General features: G+C 41.2%; 20 protein-coding genes. 6 read left to right on the top strand and 14 right to left on the bottom strand.

What is annotated here, in order from left to right; translation table 11 throughout:
- Positions 1-32: 32 nt before the first annotated feature.
- The 3 genes from AC1D69_RS09465 (at position 33) to AC1D69_RS09455 (ending at position 3,575) form a co-directional block, all read left to right on the top strand.
- Complete coding sequence (locus AC1D69_RS09465) at positions 33-1,907, top strand: NAD(P)/FAD-dependent oxidoreductase (protein ID WP_495455895.1); 1,875 nt, start codon at positions 33-35, stop codon at positions 1,905-1,907.
- 224 nt (positions 1,908-2,131) lie between these two features.
- Positions 2,132-2,590, top strand: a complete 459-nt coding sequence (locus tag AC1D69_RS09460) for a hypothetical protein (protein WP_495455894.1) — start codon at positions 2,132-2,134, stop codon at positions 2,588-2,590.
- A 4-nt stretch (positions 2,591-2,594) separates the two neighbouring features.
- The gene (locus AC1D69_RS09455; protein ID WP_495455893.1) at positions 2,595-3,575 is read left to right on the top strand and encodes a polyprenyl synthetase family protein; all 981 of its coding nucleotides are present in this window, start codon (positions 2,595-2,597) and stop codon (positions 3,573-3,575) included.
- 172 nt (positions 3,576-3,747) lie between these two features.
- Here the strand turns inward: AC1D69_RS09455 and AC1D69_RS09450 are convergent, their stop codons facing one another.
- The 7 genes from AC1D69_RS09450 to AC1D69_RS09420 all read right to left on the bottom strand — a co-directional run bounded on the left by AC1D69_RS09450 (position 3,748) and on the right by AC1D69_RS09420 (position 11,518).
- A complete protein-coding gene (locus tag AC1D69_RS09450; RefSeq protein ID WP_495455892.1) occupies positions 3,748-4,620 on the bottom strand; it encodes a UbiA-like polyprenyltransferase in 873 nt (290 codons plus the stop codon).
- Between the two features lie 20 nt (positions 4,621-4,640).
- Entirely contained in the window at positions 4,641-5,978 is a 1,338-nt protein-coding gene (locus tag AC1D69_RS09445) for an aspartate aminotransferase family protein (protein WP_495455891.1), read from the bottom strand.
- Positions 5,979-6,045: 67 nt separating this feature from the next.
- The gene (locus AC1D69_RS09440) at positions 6,046-7,974 is read right to left on the bottom strand and encodes a peptidase U32 family protein (RefSeq protein ID WP_495455890.1); all 1,929 of its coding nucleotides are present in this window, start codon (positions 7,972-7,974) and stop codon (positions 6,046-6,048) included.
- Positions 7,975-8,007: 33 nt separating this feature from the next.
- Positions 8,008-8,838, bottom strand: coding sequence for an energy-coupling factor transporter transmembrane component T family protein (locus AC1D69_RS09435; RefSeq protein WP_495455889.1), 831 nt, complete (start codon positions 8,836-8,838; stop codon positions 8,008-8,010).
- Positions 8,828-9,721 (bottom strand): energy-coupling factor transporter ATPase, encoded by an 894-nt coding sequence (locus AC1D69_RS09430; RefSeq protein ID WP_495456064.1) that lies wholly within the window; start codon positions 9,719-9,721, stop codon positions 8,828-8,830. The genes AC1D69_RS09435 and AC1D69_RS09430 overlap by 11 nt, the downstream gene beginning before the upstream one ends.
- The gene (locus AC1D69_RS09425; RefSeq protein WP_495455888.1) at positions 9,697-11,142 is read right to left on the bottom strand and encodes a Gx transporter family protein; all 1,446 of its coding nucleotides are present in this window, start codon (positions 11,140-11,142) and stop codon (positions 9,697-9,699) included. The genes AC1D69_RS09430 and AC1D69_RS09425 overlap by 25 nt, the downstream gene beginning before the upstream one ends.
- On the bottom strand, positions 11,126-11,518 hold the full coding sequence (locus AC1D69_RS09420) for a NusG domain II-containing protein (RefSeq protein WP_495455887.1): 393 nt from the start codon (positions 11,516-11,518) through the stop codon (positions 11,126-11,128). The genes AC1D69_RS09425 and AC1D69_RS09420 overlap by 17 nt, the downstream gene beginning before the upstream one ends.
- Positions 11,519-12,359: 841 nt before the next feature.
- Between AC1D69_RS09420 and AC1D69_RS09415 the strand changes: the two genes are divergently transcribed.
- A complete protein-coding gene (locus AC1D69_RS09415) occupies positions 12,360-12,698 on the top strand; it encodes a L,D-transpeptidase (protein WP_495455886.1) in 339 nt (112 codons plus the stop codon).
- A 24-nt stretch (positions 12,699-12,722) separates the two neighbouring features.
- Here the strand turns inward: AC1D69_RS09415 and AC1D69_RS09410 are convergent, their stop codons facing one another.
- Entirely contained in the window at positions 12,723-13,538 is an 816-nt protein-coding gene (locus tag AC1D69_RS09410) for a squalene/phytoene synthase family protein (RefSeq protein ID WP_495455885.1), read from the bottom strand.
- Positions 13,539-13,855: 317 nt separating this feature from the next.
- On the opposite strand from AC1D69_RS09410, the gene AC1D69_RS09405 reads away from it, so the two are divergent.
- Complete coding sequence (locus AC1D69_RS09405) at positions 13,856-14,437, top strand: YitT family protein (protein ID WP_495455884.1); 582 nt, start codon at positions 13,856-13,858, stop codon at positions 14,435-14,437.
- Between the two features lie 109 nt (positions 14,438-14,546).
- Here the strand turns inward: AC1D69_RS09405 and spoVAE are convergent, their stop codons facing one another.
- From spoVAE to AC1D69_RS09385, 4 genes are read right to left on the bottom strand one after another with little or no spacing between them, the layout of a single operon-like run.
- Positions 14,547-14,897 (bottom strand): stage V sporulation protein AE, encoded by a 351-nt coding sequence (gene spoVAE / locus AC1D69_RS09400; RefSeq protein WP_495455883.1) that lies wholly within the window; start codon positions 14,895-14,897, stop codon positions 14,547-14,549.
- Complete coding sequence (spoVAD, locus tag AC1D69_RS09395) at positions 14,894-15,913, bottom strand: stage V sporulation protein AD (protein WP_495455882.1); 1,020 nt, start codon at positions 15,911-15,913, stop codon at positions 14,894-14,896. The genes spoVAE and spoVAD overlap by 4 nt, the downstream gene beginning before the upstream one ends.
- 1 nt (position 15,914) lies before the next feature.
- Positions 15,915-16,394, bottom strand: a complete 480-nt coding sequence (gene spoVAC / locus AC1D69_RS09390) for a stage V sporulation protein AC (protein ID WP_495455881.1) — start codon at positions 16,392-16,394, stop codon at positions 15,915-15,917.
- A 26-nt stretch (positions 16,395-16,420) separates the two neighbouring features.
- Positions 16,421-17,281, bottom strand: a complete 861-nt coding sequence (locus AC1D69_RS09385; RefSeq protein WP_495455880.1) for a DUF421 domain-containing protein — start codon at positions 17,279-17,281, stop codon at positions 16,421-16,423.
- A 189-nt stretch (positions 17,282-17,470) separates the two neighbouring features.
- Here AC1D69_RS09385 and AC1D69_RS09380 point away from each other — a divergent pair, with 189 nt between their 5' ends.
- Positions 17,471-17,677, top strand: coding sequence for a DUF1657 domain-containing protein (locus AC1D69_RS09380; RefSeq protein ID WP_495455879.1), 207 nt, complete (start codon positions 17,471-17,473; stop codon positions 17,675-17,677).
- 364 nt (positions 17,678-18,041) lie between these two features.
- Here AC1D69_RS09380 and AC1D69_RS09375 read toward each other — a convergent pair whose 3' ends face one another.
- Positions 18,042-18,227, bottom strand: coding sequence for a hypothetical protein (locus AC1D69_RS09375; protein ID WP_495455878.1), 186 nt, complete (start codon positions 18,225-18,227; stop codon positions 18,042-18,044).
- Positions 18,228-18,421: 194 nt separating this feature from the next.
- A complete protein-coding gene (locus AC1D69_RS09370) occupies positions 18,422-20,737 on the bottom strand; it encodes a histidine kinase (RefSeq protein ID WP_495455877.1) in 2,316 nt (771 codons plus the stop codon).

Genomic DNA, 20,737 nt, shown 5'->3' with positions numbered 1-20,737 from the left:
AACATATTAGATATATAACGAGGTGACTATCAGTGAAGAAAATTGTCCTGTTGGGCGGAGGTTACGGTGGCGTTCTCACAGCTAAGAAATTAGCTCGTAAATTTAAGAAGAACGAAGACGTTCAGATTCAATTGATTGATCGTAATCCATATCATACATTATTAACAGAACTTCATGAGGTAGCGGCTAATCGTACTCCTGAAGATGCCGTTAAGATCGATCTCAAGAAGATATTTGCCAATCAGAAGGTCGATGTTGTCCTTGATGATATTCAAAAAATTGATTTTGAAGCTAAAACATTATCATCAGAGAAAGCAAAATATGATTATGACTATTTAGTCATAGGTACAGGTAGTAAACCTACTTTCTTCGGAATTCCTGGAGCAGAAGAAAATGCATTCTCTCTATGGTCCTTCGAAGATGCAGTTCGATTGAAGGAACAGATTCGCAACATGTTCAGTGAAGCTGCCAAAGAATCGGATCCTATTATCCGTAAAACTAAGCTATCCTTCGTTGTCGTTGGAGCTGGATTCACAGGTGTGGAACTGATCGGTGAAATGGCTGAATTCCGCGATGAACTGTGTAAGGAGTTCTATATTAATACGCATGACGTTCGCTTGGTCGTTGCGGATATGGCTCCTAAGATTCTACCTATTCTTCCAGATAAGCTCATTGCTAAATCAGAGAAGCGTCTTCGTAAATTGGGTGTCGAGATCATTACGAATGCCAAAATTACGGGTGTTGATCCAACTGCTGTCCTACTTGGAGATAAAGAGATCGCAGCCAATACAATAGTATGGACGGCTGGGGTTGAAGGATCTGACCTTGTAGGTTCATTAGATGTGAAGCAACAAGGTCGCAGACGTATTGAAACTAACGACAAGTTACAAAGCTTGGATCATGAGAATGTATATGTTGTTGGAGATAATATTTTCTTCATTCCTGAAGGTGAGACTCGTCCTGTACCTCAAATGGTCGAGAATGCCGAACACGCAGCTCCACTCATTGCTCATAACATCCATGCCGATGTAATGGGTACAGAGAAGAAATCATACAAACCTGCATTTCATGGTACGATGGTCTCCATCGGAAGCCGTTATGGTGTGGCCAATGTAGGACTTCCTAATAAGATGTTCATGCTTACTGGATTTATGGCCATGGTATCTAAGCACTTTATTAATTTATTCTATCTTTCTACCGTTGCTGGATTTAATAAAATATGGACTTACCTGATGCATGAGTTCTTCCATGTTGAGAATCGCAGAAGTTTCCTTGGTGGTCATTTCTCCAAACGTTCGCCTAACTTCTGGCTCTTCCCACTCCGTATCTTTGTTGGGTTCATGTGGATTAAAGAAGGTTGGGATAAGGTTAGTAATCTGATCGAGGATCCATCTCGAATATTCCTGATTCCTGCCTCCCCATTGGCTGATGCTACATCCGCTGCGAGTGAAGCTGTCAATGCTGTTGCAGAAACAGTCGATGCTCAAGCTGCAGCTTCTGCTGTTGCTACAACTGGTGAGACCTTAACCGCTCTCCCTGTACCTGGATTTATTACTAGCATCATGAATACCTTTATGGATATATTCTTCTATACCTCAGATGGTGGTTACACCGTACTCGCTGAAATATTCCAAATTGGCATGGTTGTTGCCGAAATAACGTTGGGTGCATTACTTATCTTGGGTCTATTCTCAGCTATCTCATCGATTGCAACCATCGGTCTGGGCGTTATGATCTGGACTTCAGGTATGGCACCAACTGAAATGATATGGTATGTAACGGCTGCTATCGCCTTAATCGGCGGTTCAGGAAGCGTATTGGGTCTTGATTACTATGTACTTCCTTGGTTGAAACGCCATTGGAAGAAGATCCCGCTCGTCAGAAGATGGTACTTATTTACGGACTGATGTCCTTACCATTTCTTAAATTAGCAACGCTAGATAGTTTGAACCTAACTACCGACCTTAAATGATTGATTTTCTATTCAATCTGTAGAAATTTGGGGAGATCACTTTAGTTCAATCTATATAGATACATTAGAGTAATGTGCAATTCGCACATTACTCTCCTTATTTTATATGATCTAGAAGGGTTTATTGGCATAAGAAAACCGATCCAAGGGGTGAAGAATATGCACACACAACTTATGAATGAAACCTTCCTCTTACTCCAAGCTGAGTGTTCTCCAAAGGCGGGAATTGTGTTGGATATCGATCGTACAGAAATGCTGGTTACGGAAGCCTTATTGAATAGTTACGACTTACTTTATGAACGTAAAGTTCGTCTTCTCGCACTTTATACTATCCTTAAGATAGCGACAAGTCGGCATAAAGACTGCCATTATTCTGATCCTAACCTTACCCGTAAGGTATTAGATGGTGATTATTTATACAGTCTATATATTCAATTAGCCGTCCAGTATGATGAAATAGATCTGATAACCTACCTAGCACCCCACATCAAGAAGTGGCAAATTCGAGGGGCTGAGGGGCATTCTGAAGTTGAGTTCTTGTTCACCTGTTTGGAGCAGTTCTTAAATCATGAACTCAGACGAGATGTGGACTCCACAACCGTAGAACAGGTAGGGTAACAACATGAAACTACACGAGAGCCTGAATATTAATTTACGACGGATCAACAAAACCATTGAAGATATCGTTCGATTGGATCGAGATGTACCTGCTTCCTCTGTTATTTCTAAGAGTATCCTTGAGCTTGTTCGATCCGGTGGAAAAAGAGTACGCCCTTTGATGCTCATTGTAGGGAGTCGGTTCGGTACCCTTCCAACTGGCAAGCTACAAGTTCAATTAGCTGCTGCTGCAGAATTCATCCACGCTTCTTCTCTGATTCATGATGATATTATTGACCGATCAGATATGCGACGGGGGCAACCCTCTATGCATACAACGACAGGTGTATCTGAAGCTATTCATATTGGGGGCTATATGTCTGCCCGGGTGATAGAACTCCTCTCTGATTATTCTACAAAGAGACAGCATTATATTCATGACTTATCTGCTATCGCAACCACTCAACTCTGTCTTGGAGAGTATGAGCAACTTGAACACCGATATGATTATGATCTAACGTTAGATCAATATTTAGAGAAATCTATGAACAAAACAGCGCAATTAATGGCTACTTGTCTACGCGTAGGAGCTTTATCTACAGAAGCTGATCCTGAAATTGCAGACCAACTGTACAAGTTCGGCGAGTATCTAGGGATGTCGTTTCAGATTCAAGATGATCTTCTCGATTTCACCCAGACTCCTGATGTCCTTGGGAAACCTGCTGGAAGTGATCTTATTCAGGGACAAGTCACACTACCCGTCTTATATGCCCTACAGAAACCTGAACTAGCAGGCATCATTAGAGCGGTCTATGACGGTTCCACCCCTGAAGAAATTCAAGAGGCCATAGACGCGGTGCGTTCATCTGGAGCGCTAGAACAAACAGAAGAACTTAATCAGGAGTATTTAAATAAAGCTCAAGCTATTATTGATCAGCTATCCTCTTTCCCTGCACATCATGATCTTCAAACTTTACTTGATTATTTCGCAGGACGTGACCATTAATACAATAGATTCTCTGTAAGTGATGTCTTACAAAGTACATGGATTGGCGGAAGATGTAGCTGAATTTCACAATAAAATGATGTACAAGAAGACAGCAGGTCAAGGTGATTATCCTTGACCTGCTGTTTGGGCTTTCGGGTTCATTATAGTCCTTGTTTAGATGCTTAATTATTTATGCAATGAAGAAGAAATCGATTAACGTACAAATTACGATCACCATGCTAATCACTTGATTTAGATTATAGGCAGCAATCTTCATTAATTTAGGTTGATTCGGTCTGATAATACCATGCTCCGTCATGAGTAATATCGCTGCAATACCTAGTCCAATTAGATACATCCAACTTAAATCTCTGAAATAATAAAGAAATACTAAAAGGATAAGCATAACACCATGCATTCCTTTAGCCATCCATAGAGCCATCTTTAGCCCGAAGAAGCTAGGAATGGACCATAAGCCATACTTACGGTCAAACTCGATATCTTGTGTTCCATAGATAACATCAAAGCCCGCTATCCAGAGCATTACAATTGTCCCTAACACAAAGGGTGTAAAGGCAAACTGTCCAGTCACGGCAAACCATGCTCCTATGGGTGCAGACGCAATTACAAATCCTAGATAAAGGTGGCTAAGCCAAGTGAATCGTTTCGTGTAAGAATACACCGTGATCAGAACAATAGCCACCGGAGACAATACCATACACAATGGATTGAGCATAGAAGCCGCAATTACAAAAATAAAATAATTAATAATTACAAAAAGAGTCACTTCACGTGTCTTAAGTAGTTTCTGTGGAAGATGTCTTGTAGCCGTACGTGGATTCTGTTCATCAATCTTACGATCAGCTAATCGATTGAAGGCATTGGCTCCGTTACGTGCACCAATTAGGGCAATTAACCCCCAGATCATAATCCACCACGACGGCCAGCCACCCGCTGCCCATACCATTGAAATCACAGCGAAAGGTAAAGAGAATAACGTATGTGAGAACATTACGAGTTCACTAAATTGTTTACCTTTTTGAATTATTGTTTTCGTAGTCATAGGTTATACACCATTCATCCTCAATGATGATCCCTTTCTGGCAAGTCTTCTACCGCTCCAGATTGTTCTTGTTCTATTCTCGTTAATACGATATCCAGTTCCGTCAACATCTTCTGTACGTCCTTATGCTGAATCACTAGAGGTGGCTGAAATGCCAATACATTACGATGAATCCCGTTCTTCCCAATAAGGAATCCGTGATCCTTCATCTCCTCAAGCACCTGATCCACAAGCATAGCCCCAAGGTCTGGCTTGCCAGTCATGAGTTCCGCACCAATCATTAATCCTTTGCCACGAACTTCTGAGATTACAGCCCCATGCCTATCCATAAGCTCTTCTAGTCCCTGCATGAGAAGATCACCAAGTTCCGCGGAGCGTTCAACTAGGCTCTCTTCACGGATGTAATCTAGTACAGCCATTCCCGTAACAGAAGATACAGGATTACCTCCAAATGTGGATGCTGAAGGTCGATTTAAAGACGCTGCAATGTGATCGGTCGTAGCGAAAGCTCCAATAGGAACACCATTCCCCAGTGCTTTTGCCATCGATATGATATCAGGTACGACATTGAAATGTTCTATAGCAAACATCCGACCTGTACGGCCGAATCCTGTCTGAATTTCATCAGCGATCATCAGTACACCATATCGCTCAAGACGCGTCTTCACTTCCTGTAGGTAACCCTCTGGAGGAATGATGATCCCCCCATTGCCTTGAATGGGTTCTATGATCAATGCAGCAATGGTATCTCCCTTAGTCTCGAGTATCCGATCAAGCGCCTTAAGGGACTCTTGAGCGGCCTCTTCTGGAGTCACCCCTAAGCAGTAGGGACGTGGAATGAAATATACTTCATCCTCTAAGTAGGGGTCTGTACGCCACATGGACAACCCTGTAACACTCATCGTCAGATTACTTCGACCATGTAGGCCGTGTTCAAGAGCGATAAACCCTTTACGCCCCGTATGCATTCTAGCTAATAGAAGTGCTCCCTCATTGGCTTCGGTGCCACTGTTCACAAAAAATGTCCGTCGAAGATCTCCTGGCAACAATTGTGCAAGTCGTTCAGCTAAATTGACAATGGGTTGTGTTAAATAAATAGTAGACGTATGTTGTAGCTTCTGAAGCTGGTTCATTGTTGCACCTATAATAGAAGGATTGCAGTGTCCACAAGCTACAACAGAGACACCTGCAAAAAAGTCTATATATTCCTGTCCCTGTTCATCGTACAAGTGTTGCATCGATCCTTTAACAATCTGTGGAGGTCTCTGGTAAAAGTGTTGAGTACAAGGGTAAAAATAGGATGCTCGCTTAGCCTTGATTTCTTCGGGTCCAATATCATGTTCTGTCATAACCTTCATGCGAAATCTCCCTCTCATCTGATGCAGATGATTAAATAGTGTTATTTATTCCGTATTGTCCGTCCAATCAGTTAAATTGCAATGAGCCCAGTGTATATCCAGCATATACAGGATTAAGACGTTCAAACAGCTCGCCTGAAGAAGATTGTTCATGAATCGCTGCTTTGTAGGCACATATGATTGTACGTAACTCACTTACACTGTAGGTAGCACCTTCAATTCGGAAATGCGATAAGCCTGCCTCCGCTAGTTCCTTTACCATAGGTAGGTAACAGATTTCTTTAGCCAAGGTGAGATGATTGCGACCATGTTGGTCACGGTACACTGGGTTCTCTCCCTTATCCGTCATTAGAACAAGCACTGAATTATCGACATACCGATTATTTTCTTCTCCTACAGATTCATGTACCTCCGTGTTCTCATATAGATCATGTTCCATATACATAACCGTTGGAGACCCATGTACCACAGCTTCTAGAGGTACTGTAGATCTCTTAAGTAACTCTGTGAAATGTCCTGCTGTCATCTCTGGGGATATTGTCATTCTCTCTATGCCTAGATCAGCATACATCTCAGCTGCTAAGTGGTTGTATATATTCAAGCTGGTATCTCCAACCATCGGATACCCTTTATCGGCAAATGCATGAATAGCACCGATATTCGTTACTACAAGTCCATCTATACCTAATGGATCTCGGGAAAGTAACTCACTGTACTGTTCAAAGTGTAACTCCGTCATCATCCGAGGCAATCCAAGATACAGCTTGGTTGCACCTTTTATACTGCTTAGTTCCATCATATTATTCTTCGTGAACGGGACATCTGGCAAATACACATCGCCTGAAAGATATACATCATCAACACCTTCTTCTATCGCCATACGAGCTTGTTCCATATTATTCACACGAACACTTAAGCCTGGGCAAGAAGATGAATTCGTCTGTTGCACTTGTGCTAGTTGCTCCTGTAGCTCAGTCACACGCGCTTTCGTCATTGAACGTTCAGCCGTTGGTGTGCTGAATACCTTACCTGTACTATAGAACTTCCCTGTACCTTCATACCGTCGATTCATATTAGATAATCCTGGTTTACCGAAGGCATAAGCTGTGGAGAAGTCTCTTTTTCGACTCTCATACAATTTGCCACTATCCAATGTACGATCGTACCCGACCGGATCTTCAATATATCGATCTATGGCATCTCCATAACTGTTAATCAATAAAAGAATAAAGTTGACATCTCTCATCCGGCCTTCAATTTTGAACGAACAAATACCAGACTCTATAAGCTCCGGAATGTTCTCATACATATACATATCTTTCACCGCAAGGGGATAATCCGCTGGATAGACATTCCCATCTTTCTTCACACGATACTCCCATCGACATGGCTTCATACATTTACCACGACTTCCACTCATTCCAAAAACCGTAGAACTAAAATGACAGTTAGCACCATGAGCAACACACATATCACCATGAATGAAATACTCTAATTCCATTCCACTCTTAGTCCAAATATGTCGCGCTGTCTGTAGATCCATTTCTCTAGATGTCACAACACGAGTCACACCAAGTTCTTGTAACATGCGAACCGTCTCTAGATTATGGACATTCATCATGACTGAGGCATGGACGTTGAGATGAAGATTCATTTCCTGGATCAACATGATTACGGCATAGTCTTGAACGATCAATGCATCAACATGCGCTCCTTCAAGGAAACGCAGGTATTCTTTTGCCTCTTCAACATCTTCCTCACTCAGCAAGTTATTCACTGTGACATAGACTTTTTTATGTAATGCATGAGCTATTGCTGTTGCTTCAACAATCTCTTCAAGTGTGAAATTGTATCCTTTGCGCATCATACGCATATTTAGACTTGGTCCACCCAGGTAAACAGCATCACAAGGTGCCTGAATTACTTCCTTAAAAATTTCAAATGTACCGACAGGTGCAAGTAGTTCGATTTCTTTCCCATTAAAAAAACGTGCCATGATAGTCCCCTCCACCAAGAAGTAATGAATTCTTTAAAGCGTCCACAGTTCTCCCGTTCCATAACCCGACATCCACACCATAGCCATGAGCATGACAATAAAAAAGGTAATAAATACTGTGTCTCTCTTATTCCAGATGAGACGGTGAAACTTTGTTCGGGACTCTCCCATCCGGAATCCCCGAGATTCCATGGAATGGACCAGATCCTCTGCCCTTCGAAAAGCCCCCACCGTAACAGGAACAAGCAAAGATACAAGCATCTTTCCCTTCTCTTTCCATGGGAGTTCTCTTACATCGGCTCCCCTAGATGCTTGAGCTTTCATAATAATCTGAGTCTCTTCTAGAATTGAGGGTATAAACCGAAGCGCAATACTGACCATCAGCGTGAACCGATCCGGCGATACTCGGATAAGCTTAAGTGGCTTCAGAACCCCCTCTAGCCCTTGATTAAGGCGACCCGGCGTCGTTGTAAAAGTTAGAATGGCTGTAAAGGATACAAGAAACGCCATTCGTAACACGGAGAATAATCCAATCTTGAATCCTTCAACATAAAGATTCCAAGAACCCATACTCAAGAGGATGGGACCATTCTTGTCATCTACTTTTATAATTTGAACAATAAATATAAAGAGCATTAATACCCATAACGGCTTAGCAGCCCGAATGAAATACTTGATATGAATACGTGTTAACGCAATAATGGCTAAGGAAAATCCAACGACACAAGCCATTTCTAACCATGTATTGGACATAATAATAATCACTACATACAACATCATCGCTACCATCTTTGCACGAGGATCCAGACGATGTATCCATGAACCTGTATCAATCGTTCGACCGATCAGAAATTTATTGCTCATGATGATCCCTCTTCTCCATGAATTCCTCTGCATTGACAATTTGTGCAATTCGATTAGACATCGCTTCGGCACTCAAACAGGGCTCTTCGTTACTCAACCCGAATTTCTTGGATAGAGCTCGCCAATAACGTATCGATTGTGGAATCGCAATACCGTAAGCTTCCATTTGATCTGCTTGCTCAACTAAGGATTTAACCGAACCTTGAAATACAGTACTTCCTTCGTGTAGAACAATCCACTGGTTAGCAAAAGGAAGGAGCTCATCCATGCGATGTGTTACGATAATGACTGTTCTGCCTTCCTCTCGACATAGACGATGTAATAATTGAATTAATTCTGCCCTACTTACTGGATCTAGTGTTGCCGTCGGTTCATCAAGCACCAGCACTTCAGGATCCATAGCTAACACGGATGCAATGGCTACCTTTCGCATTTGTCCACCGCTAAGTTGAAATGGATTACGAGAAAGTAAGCTTAGGTCTAACCCCATCTTCTCCATGGCCGTACGCGCACGTTCTTTAGCTTCCTCTAGGCTAGCCCCGAAGTTCATCGGTCCGAAACATAGATCTTTCTCTACTGTATCTTCAAATAACTGCTGCTCAGGAAACTGGAAGACGAGTCCGACTTTTTTGCGTAATTGCTGAAGCTTGGGCGCCTTCTCTCCCCCTCTTATCGTAACGTCGAGTACCTGAACTGTGCCTGAAGTTGGCTTTAATATCCCATTGAACATCTGTAATAATGTAGACTTGCCAGAGCCGGTGGCCCCAGCTATACCTACCAGTATCCCTGAATCCAATTGTAAATCTACCCCTTGAAGCGCTGATTGTCTCCACATGCTGTTCGCGTCATACTCATAATTCACTTGATCAAATGTAATGGCCATAGTGCCTCCGTAAATTCCTTCTCGCATTTGGGAATCGAAATATCCAAACCATGCTTATGCAACTCTCTCGTAAGCTGATAAGCAAACGGCGCAGTCAGATGAGTCATTTCAAGAAGTTCTTCATTCTGGAACAGTTCCGTTGGTGTTAGATCCGCAATGAACTTGCCTTCATGTAACACGAGGACTCGCTCTGAAGCTGCAATCTCTTGTGCATCATGTGTAATAGACAGAATTGTGTACTTTCTACTCTGATGCATGTCTGACAGAATAACTTGAAGGTCATTACGCGTCTTCTCATCCAACATAGATGAAGCTTCATCAAAAATAACGACTTCTGGTTCCATGCTCAGAATGGATGCAATCGCTACTCGCTGTTTCTGTCCTCCGGACAACTCGCTTGGATGCTTATGTAGTAGATCTGAGATGCCAAGTTTAGATGCATACGTCCTAACTCTATCCTCCATTACATCTATCGGAAGGCATTGTCCCTCAAGACCAAATACGATGTCATCCTCAACCGTCGTTCCAATAAATTGATTGTCTGGATTCTGAAACACCATGCCGATCGTCTGCCTAATCTTCCCTATAGTATTGGGTTGTAACTCTATGCCCTTCACCCTAATTGAACCTGCACTTTTCGGAAGCAGGCCATTAACAAGCTTCACGAGAGTTGACTTACCACAACCATTTGCACCGACCAATGTCACCCATTGTCCTTGTAGAATATTTACGGATATATTATCGACCACTGGATGTTCCTTATCATAGGTATAAGCAACTCCGACAAGTTCAATCGCTGAGTCATACTCACCTGGATCCAGAACAGGAGGTATCTCCTCATCGCGCTGCTGCCTGTTGTCCCTCGCATCCTTAACCTGTGACTGAAACTCTTCAAATAAGGATAACTTCGTTAAAGTAGGTACTAAGTATTTGACAGCAATTCCAACGAGGATACCCGTTACTAGACCTGTTACTAAGAGCAATGGCATATAATAATAAATATTAGAGCTTTGGAAGACAATCGATGCTGCCGTGATTTGACCGAAGTTGTGTCCTACTCCCCCGATGATACTCACACCAATCAAACTAACTTGATTGCGACCTAATTTCATCACTAGATACATCACGATGAAGCTAAACAATGACCCAAATAGGCTGAACAGCATACTTGAGAACGTCCCGAAGATAAATGCTGTAATAATGGTCTTTAATACTACTAACATCAAGGCATCTCGACCTCGTAAGAAATAGAGACAGGTTAGAATCATAATGTTCGCAAGCCCTAATTTGGCACCTGGTATTTGTAAATTAACAGGAATAATGGATTCCACAATACTTAGAACAACGGCTACGGCAGCAAAGATTGCAATAATAACTGTTTTCTTCAACAATCGTGTAGATTGTTCAGTTGACAATAGCATCTGGCTCATCTCCTACATCCTGCAATCCATTGATTTCAACCATAACGCGGTGAGGCAAACAAATAATGGTCTGTTTCGGTTTCGTAATAAAGCCAAAAGTAAGACATACTTTATCAGGACAATCTGTATCGTACATTTCAACTCCATAGTCATGTACTTTGATTACATTGGATCCGCGCATCGACTTAATCTCGATAATTTGTTCCTCTTTAGTTAATTCAACCGTTTTATACAACTTTCCATTCAAAGTAATATCGACTGTAAGGATTTCATTGTGATTTTTTTCACTTTCATTCTCAGGCAACCATCTGGGAACCAGAAAAAATAATGCCACAGCAGCAATAACAACAATGATCAGCAGGTCTCCGCGTTTCATGGTTAAACTCCCTTATATTTTAATTGTCTAAATCTTAGACGCTTTAATTATACCTATCTTCTGGAAATGCATCAACGAAAATTACATAATATTGGTACTTTTTTACGATTGTCATAGAACGATCAATTTACAGCTAAAATACGTCAATATTAATTCAAAACATGATTTTTATCACAAATGAATCCGGAAAATTTTGATATAATTCATGTCCAAATTGAGCGGTGATTTAGTAAAATTCCTAAATTCCTTCAAAATTGTACTATTATGACTCCTGTTATCCCGATCTGTGGGTATAACCGATTATCACATTACCATTCACATACCTATAAATCTGTTGAAATGATCCATGTTGCGAAAATAGGTTGATATCTGAACTTATATGTGATATGATATTTAAAGTGTTTAAATATTTTAATCCCCTAGCGTTCCTCGCAATTAGAATAACCCTTCACCAAATGAAGTTGAAATTTCTATTTTATTAAACCCAAATCAAGTAGATTTTTAAAGACGTATCTGATTCACACTGGCGCGGTCATTGGAGCCGTAAGGACAAAAGAGAGGTAGGGCTTTTGTTGTGTTAGAAGTCATTTATTCTGTAACCCAACTGCTAAAGGGACCAGCTGTAGCCGTAACACAAATGGCTCACAGGGATTAAATATATAGCTTGTCATGCTGCAAGCCAAAGCACCCTGAATACATATTTCGGGTGCTTTTTCAATTCAAAAAGAAACGGCTGTACTATCCTCTTTGAAGGATGGCACAGCCGTTTTTGCACTTCATTTATCTATTCACACCCAGACACCTGATTACATATCCTTAAATGAAAGGAGTGATCATGTATATGCCCAATTATCGAATTATTGTAGATCTCTCAGATCGAAATTTATATTTACTTGATGCTAATCGTGTTGTTAGGTCTTTCCCCATAGCCATTGGAAAGATGCTAACCAGAACACCAACAGGTGAATTCACGATTATAAATAAACAACCGAACCCAGGAGGACCATTTGGTGCCTTTTGGATGGGTCTCTCCAAACCTCACTATGGTATTCATGGTACGGATGATCCTTCCTCCATTGGAAGAGACGTATCCCATGGTTGTATTCGAATGTACAATAGCGATGTCCTTGCTCTGTCTTCCTTAGTCCCTATAAATACACGTGTAACTATTCGACCTTAAACACATCTGTATCATGCTTATAAATTATCTAACCGCTCCACTCACAATTTTAAGTACAGAAATACGGTTGAGTTTAGATTTCCCAGAAACGATAGCATCTAGTGTTCCGTTGGCTAGTGCAAGGGGTATTTTGCAGAAATTATAAATGGGGTCAAGCTTAATCCGACTTGTATAAGATTCCGCGATCTTCAAGTTCTGACGAGCATAATCAAGCATTTCATCAAAACTCCAACCTGGTGGATGGAAGTTCACTCCACGCTCTGAATCTATAGAACGATTACTAATAATATTCACCAGTTGTAATCCTCGGCCAAAGGCAACACTTTGATCTTTGTTTACGTTACTCTCGCCGTACATAGCCCATAAGTCAGACAACATGATTCCTACTAATCCCGCAACATAATAAGTATAATCATCTAAATCCTCTTTATTCTGAATATTCCAGTTCTTAACCACCCAATCAGCCATTCCCTGTGCCATAACCGATGTATAATGACACACCAAATCTACTGTCTTCAAGGGCGCTAGCTTGAGCCAATCTGTTATTCGCAGAGTAACCTCAGGTAAATAATTGTTATACGATTCAAATAAAGATACGAAATCTTCATTTGTATAGTTCTCTTTTAATAAAGTAGAAATCGACTGTAATAGAAAAATTTTATCTTCCTTAGGAAGTGTCTCGTGATCTTCAATTTCATCAATAGCTCTCATACTCAGATATCCTGCCGTAACAGCTTCTTGAAGGCCTGATCCTAGATGACTTATGGGGATAATAAATGTCCGGCTAGTCTGACCTAATACTTTCTTCGCATCTTTAAGTAATGCAGCATTCCCTTGCACAACTCCACTTCCTCTCTCAACTTCTCAGTTGCATTTTTAATATACTCACTTGATCTATATTTAGTATTTGATTTATTTATCATACAATACATTTACCCCAGATGCACATGACGAATAACATTATAATAGTCCTAATTAATACTAGTAAACCATTTCCACGTGACAGTACTCTGACAAGTCTACCGAGAAGTGCGGCTTCCGTGTACTAATTCAAATTCTACATACCAAAAAGAGGTATCCACTACATATCATGTATTAGCTATAACTAGCATATATATTAGACAAGTTATCGGGAAGCTTTTTGGGGAGCTGTGAACATGAATTCATTTCGTAAATACGCGATTATTATATTTGGATGTTTACTTATCGCTATAGGCACAGACTTCTACCTCGTCCCCTATAAAGTATTAGATGGTGGAGTCATCGGTATAGCACTAATCATCAATTACATGTTCTCCTACAGAATCGGACTAGTTATCCTATTGTTCAGCATTCCAATCTTCATCGTTGCATGGAAGCAAGATCGCGACATTTTTTATAATAGCTTAACTGGAATGCTTGTCTCATCACTCTTTATTGAGTTAGTAGCACCCTTTCAGTACTACTTCCTCTATTATATTGAAATAGGACCCCTTACGAGCTCTATGTTAGGTGGATTTCTGCTCGGAACTGGACTTGGCTTGATGTTGCGATTTGAGACAAGTACCGGCGGAACAGACTTACTCGCTAAATTAATATCCAAATATGTTCATTTGAACGTAGGGGTAATTATATTCTTAATTGATGGGCTTATCATCGGAATGGGTGGACTTCTTATTTCTTGGGAAACCTTCTTCTACTCGGTTATTTCAATTGTTTCAGGGGGTCTTGCGACAAGTATTTGCACGTTTAAGCACTAATTACAAGTAGACCCGGCAATGCCCCTTTTACAAAGGATCCGTATAATTTAAAAAAATGCTGTGATCCAAGGACATGAATCATCCTTAATCACAGCCTAATAGGAATGGTTTATCCCTTGGGCTTCACAAATAAAGCAGCCAAGAATGAGAATATAATCGCTGATGATATCCCCGCACTTGTTACTTTAAAGATCCCAGTAATAATCCCAATCCATCCATTTTTGTTTAATTCAGTTATAGCACCATGCACTAGTGCATTACCAAAACTCGTAATGGGAACAGAAGCCCCAGCACCCGCAAATTCAATCAATGGTTCATACCACCCTAAACCATCTAAAGCCGCACCTATCACCACAAGCAAGGTCATTGTATGTGCAGGATCTAGCTTAAATACATCGAAACATATTTGTCCAAAAACACATATAGCTCCACCAACTAAAAATGCCCATAAGAATATCACGAAATGTTCCTCCCTGCTTCAATAGATACGGCATGAGCGATACAAGGAATCGTTTCTCCTTGTTGAAAGCTAAGTGGGGATAAAAGAGCCCCCGTTGCAACAACAAGAATTCGATTAAGTTCCCCACGTTGCATGCGATTAAGTAAATGACCATAGGTCACGACGGCAGAACATCCACATCCACTTGCACCTGATTGCACCATCTGTGTGTCATAGTCATATATCATCATTCCGCAGTCGCTGTATTCGGTTTGTTGCATCGGAATGTTATGCTTCTTCAACAATTCACAAGCAATTTCGTATCCAATCTTCGATAGGTCTCCTGTTACGATTAAATCGTAATAACTGGGCTGAATTTCTAAATCACGAAAATGAGCCTCTATAGTATCAACAGCAGCTGGAGCCATAGCCGCACCCATATTAAATGGATCCGTGATCCCCATATCGATAACTCTTCCGATCGTAGCTGAGGTTACAACGGGCCCTTCCCCTTTATCTGACACTATGGCTGCACCTGCTCCAGTTACGGTATATTGAGCGGTTGGTGGTTTCTGTGATCCATACTCCGTTGGGTAGCGAAATTGTTTCTCCACGCTTGCATTATGACTACAAGTACCTGCTAATGCATAATGAGCAGATCCGGAATTGACGATCATGGAAGCGAGAGCCAAACTCTCCATAGAAGTCGAACAAGCACCAAATACACCAAGATACGGGATAGATAAGGTGCGTGCCGCGAAGCTGCTACTAATGATCTGGTTCATGAGGTCCCCACCAACATAGAACTGGACCTGTTCTTTTGTCAGCCCTGCATTTTCTATCGCAAGTTTAGACGCCTCTTCAATCAATACCTTCTCGGCCTTCTCCCAACTTTTCTCTTCCAACATGGAATCTCCATGGATAATGTCAAAGTCCTCGGCTAGCGGCCCTCTTCCTTCGAAAGGTCCTACAACCGTTGCCTTTCCAAGAATCACCGGCTTATTCTCAAACACCCAACTTTGATGTCCCTTTAACATGTCATGAACCTCCTCCACCTTGAAATATCCACGTCAGTATACCAACGATAAAAGCGGCAACGGTACCGAACACAATGACTGGACCAGCAATTTTAAACATTTGTCCACCTATACCTAGCACAATGCCTTCACTTCGGTGCTCGATTGCCGCGGAAGCCATGGAGTTTGCAAATCCAGTAACTGGGACGGCCGTACCCGCTCCTGACCATTGAGCCAATTTATCGTATACTCCAAAACTGGTCAAAATAACAGAGATTAGGATCATGACGGCAACCGTTGGGTCGGCAGCTGTCTTTTCCGTAAATCCAGCCCAATGAACAAACATTTCTTGAACCGCTTGTCCTATTAAGCACAGTATGCCACCCGCGATAAAAGCCCGAAGACAATTTTTGAGAACAGGTCTTGGCGGTTCATTTCGCTTGGCTAGTTCCTGATATTCTTGTTGTGTGGGGGTTAAATTTTTCTTCTTGTTATTTGCCATGAGCATGGCCTCCATCCTTTTTCAAATTAACGAGTAAGCGAAGGTCTAACGTCTTTAATGATTTGATCCAAGTTTTTTGAGCATTCCTCATACATTTGCTTTCCTTCTTGATTATCCGTCGACAAACTGAACATTTCTAGATCAGCTTGGCATTTCTTCAATGTTGCAAATAACGCCGCTTTATTCTGGGGTTTCGGAACAATAATCTGATCATCGAACAGATCAACAAATAATTGCCCATATGAATCAACCTGACCAAGGAAGACGTTCTCGATCGCAACCCCTATTTTCTCCAACTCTGTATTTAACCATCTTCGGTTCAAGCCAATGGTAGCTAAGGGTTCATCCATAATCTCTCCATCCATGATGACAGCTTGTGGTTCTTGCTCTGGCGCGACTTGTATACCCAGATGGCTTGAGGTTAGAGGTTGATTTTCTTTGGTTAACAGCACATTAACTTCACCACTGGACTCCATCAGAGCAAATTCCACATCTGCAACTCTAAATACATTTTTACTTCTTAGCTGTTCCATTAGTTCATCTGTCGTAAGTCGCTCTTTTTTCAGATTTTCCTCGAGTATCTTTCCGTCTTTAATGAGAATGGTGGATTTACCATCTAGGAGATTTCTCGCCTTTTTACTCTTTATTGTTGAGAATTCAATTATTAAGGAACATAACACCCATACGACTAACGATATGAGACCTAAATGCCAAGTACCATCCATTTCAATAGGAATCGTTGCTGCTAGGCTTCCGATCGTAATACCCGTTATGTACTCAAATAAGGACAGCTGGGATACTTGCCTTTTACCGAGAAGTTTGGTCAAAAAGAAAAGAACAACAATAGTTAAGATGGTACGTAGAGCAACAACTAACCAATCCTGCATATTGGTATACCTCTTTCCTGTTCGTTTTTTTTAAAGTGATTACACATAAGATGTCCTCTAACTTATTGTTTTAACCAGCGTCGGCTTTATTTCTTGTTCCACATTTGATGTATGGGTTTATCAAAAATAGGATAAGATATCTTTCGTTACTTCCTTATCAGACTCCAAATAATTAAGGAGGTGAAACAGATGACCGTTGCTTCTCAAGTAAAAACATGCCTAGCATCATTAAAAGGTGCTCAAGCCAATCTTGAACAATTCGCTCTAGAAACACAGAATCAAGAAGCCAAAACAACATTTACAAATGCCGCAGAACAAGCTCAACAGATCGTTCAACAAGTAGAATCTCGTGTACAACAGTTAGAGAACGAAGAACCTCAATACAAAGGATTCTAAAATTTAAATTTATAAATAATCATCAAAAAACCACCGATCATCATAGCCACTTCAGGCTTAGATAATCGGTGGTTTTTTATGTTTTCGGATAGAGAAAATAGTTTCCTATCAAGCCTAAAAAGGGCAGAATTCTCATTTTTATGATAAACCCACACTAGAACATCGATTGATTAATATAGTGAGACTAGAAAGAGAGGTGATATTCCATGAGCAATAGACACCGGGAAGACCACAAAAGAACGATTGTTATTCGCATTAGACCAGGCAGAAAGGTTTTGGTTGTAGCAACTAGAAAGAGCCGTCGCCGTCACAGAAGAGACTTCTGTTAATCCCTTAAAATCGAACATTGTAAAACCAGGTCCGGTCAGCTAATCCATCTCCCCATTTTCTCTAGAAACCCACACCTGATAACAAAATGATTAATATATTGTACTAGAAAAGGAGGTGAAACTCCATGTGTGATAAATGTGATAAACACCGTAAGCACCGCAAACACTGTAAACACCGTAGACACCACAGACACGACAGACACGAAAGACACGAAAGACATGACAGACGCGTTGATGTTATCGTTCTTAGACCAGGCCAAAAGGTACTAGTTGAAGCAAAAAGACGTCGTCGTCATCACAGAGACTGTTAGTTCGTAGAACTTATATTCTTTGGAAGAAGGAGCATGTCTCCTTCTTCCCCCTATTATTGTTTAATAGGAGCATATTTTAATATATTTGCTAGTATCTATAAAGTTTAGAATCTCGCAACAACAAGTACATCTACATGCCGCCCTGCACGGAGTAGTCGTTTCACAACAGATCCTTTCCATAATACTTCAAATAGCGGAAGCTTGGACTGACCCACAATAATTTGGGTGGCCGTATGCTCATTGGCTTGAGTAATAAGCACCTTTGCAATGTCACTACGACATCTCGCGTGTTGTATGTTAAACTGACCACCCAACTGTTCTGTTAACTTTTTTAACGTCCCCATCCGTAACCTATCTTGTTCCGTACATCCTGATTTCTCAAGCTGAACATATGTCACATACCAGATTGCTTTGAGGCGATGCGCGATTCGGAATCCCCTTCGTATTAAACTTTCCGCATGAGCTGTTAATTCTACACATACATATATCACTTCTTGTCTCCGCCAAGGTCCTCTTAAAGAACTTGTTCGCTCCCAAGCTTCCAATCGTTCGTCTACATCGTCTGCAATTTCTCTTAGAGCCAGCTCACGCAATGCTATTAAATTACCTGTCTTAAAGAAGTGACCTAACGATTGTTCCACCTTATTGAGTGCATACACTTTCCCATCTCTTAATCTCTGTTGCAACGACTGAGGTGCTACATCTATTAATTGAACTTCATCAGCTAACCTTAAGATGTGATCAGGTACAGTTTCTCTAACACGGACGCCTGTTATTTGCGCAACGGCATCATTAAGACTTTCTAAATGTTGCACATTCATGGTCGTAATCACAGAGATACCTGCATTCAGAATTTCAATAACATCTTCATACCTCTTTTTATTCTTACTCCCAGGAACATTGGTATGTGCTAATTCATCAACCAAGATCACATCAGGTGCCTGCCTAATAATTTCTTTGGTATCCATCTCTTCTAGCCTTGCGCCACGATAATCTATGACTGCTCTCGGAATCGTTCCAAGTGCGCCTACCTGCGCTGCAGTTTCTTTTCGACCATGTGTTTCTAAAAGTCCGATCAACACATTCGTCCCTATACGTTGTAGATCATTTCCCTCTCGAAGCATCGTATAGGTTTTACCTACACCTGGTGCGGCTCCAATATATACCTTGAATTGTCCTCTTCTGATTCTTTCAATCTGCTTATCTACCTCTTCAGAGCTCAAGCGCCGATACATCGAGCTTGCTCTTGGACCTTCTACTTTTGTGGGTATAATACGTTCTCCCTCATGTTCTGCACGGTCAGCAATAACAAATACATCTATGTTCTGTATCTTTTTTAAGATGTCATGGATAATTGACCCTTGCCAGAATTCCTGCCAACGTGTTTGCTTCGAATGACCCAACACAATTCGTGTCGCTCGATGTTCCATAGCATATTTAACTAATACGTTAGGTAGCGACCGTCTAGAGCTAAAAGAAAGTTCCTCAAATTCACCATTTACCTTTTTAACTAATTTCACGAGTGAACGTTTAAATGTCTCCGCTTCTCTGCTCATTTTTTTGTGGGGATTCCTAAAGGTGATCACACACAGATCCCCATTTAGTCTTTTCGCAATTTGCTGACCACGCCGAACATAAATGGAACTGTTCCAATGATATTGTGCGGACACAAGAATTTTCTCGGTTACGCCTGTCGGACCGTAGTTCCCCATCTCCTCATTATGCTTCTCCAAGGAATCATTAACACCTTCAGCAACATGTCGTAGTGCCAATTCACGTAATATCGCTAAATTTCCTCTTTTAAAAACAGTATCTGTCTCTGCTCGGCTTAACTGCAGTTTCCCCGTGGCAATACGGCTCAATAACGTTTCTGGTGTCACATCAATAAGTCGAACTTCATCCGCTAACGCAAGCGTATTGGCAGGGACTGTTTCATCCACTTCAACACCCGTCATTCGACTAGCGACTTCCCTAACACCTTCTAGATCATATATGTTAACTGTGGTGATGACACTTATCCCACGGCTGAGCAAAAATTGAATATCTTCAAGCCTTGTGTGAAAGGGTGCACCCGGTCTATTTCGGTGAGCAATGGCATCTACAAGAACAACTTCTGGATTCCTCTCCAACAGCATATCTACATTCAAATCCTTCTGTTCCATCCCATTCTTAGTCCAATGAATACTGGGCACACGTTCCAAATCGGCAAGTTGTTCCACCGTTTCAGACCGCTGAGATGTGGTAACGGCACAGATCACGACATCGATTCCTTGCTCCTTAAGAAGTTGCCCTTCTCTGAGCATATGATATGTCTTTCCTGAACCACTTACAGCTCCGATGAGAATCTTTAATCGTCCTCGATGCAACTTGTAAATCGACATGAGTATTTCTTCAGGCGTTTTTCTTTTGAAAGTTTCCAT

This window comes from Paenibacillus sp. Y301 (assembly GCF_059445505.1).
Note: the sequence above shows the minus strand (reverse complement) of the source record. Positions and strands in the feature narration are given on the sequence as shown.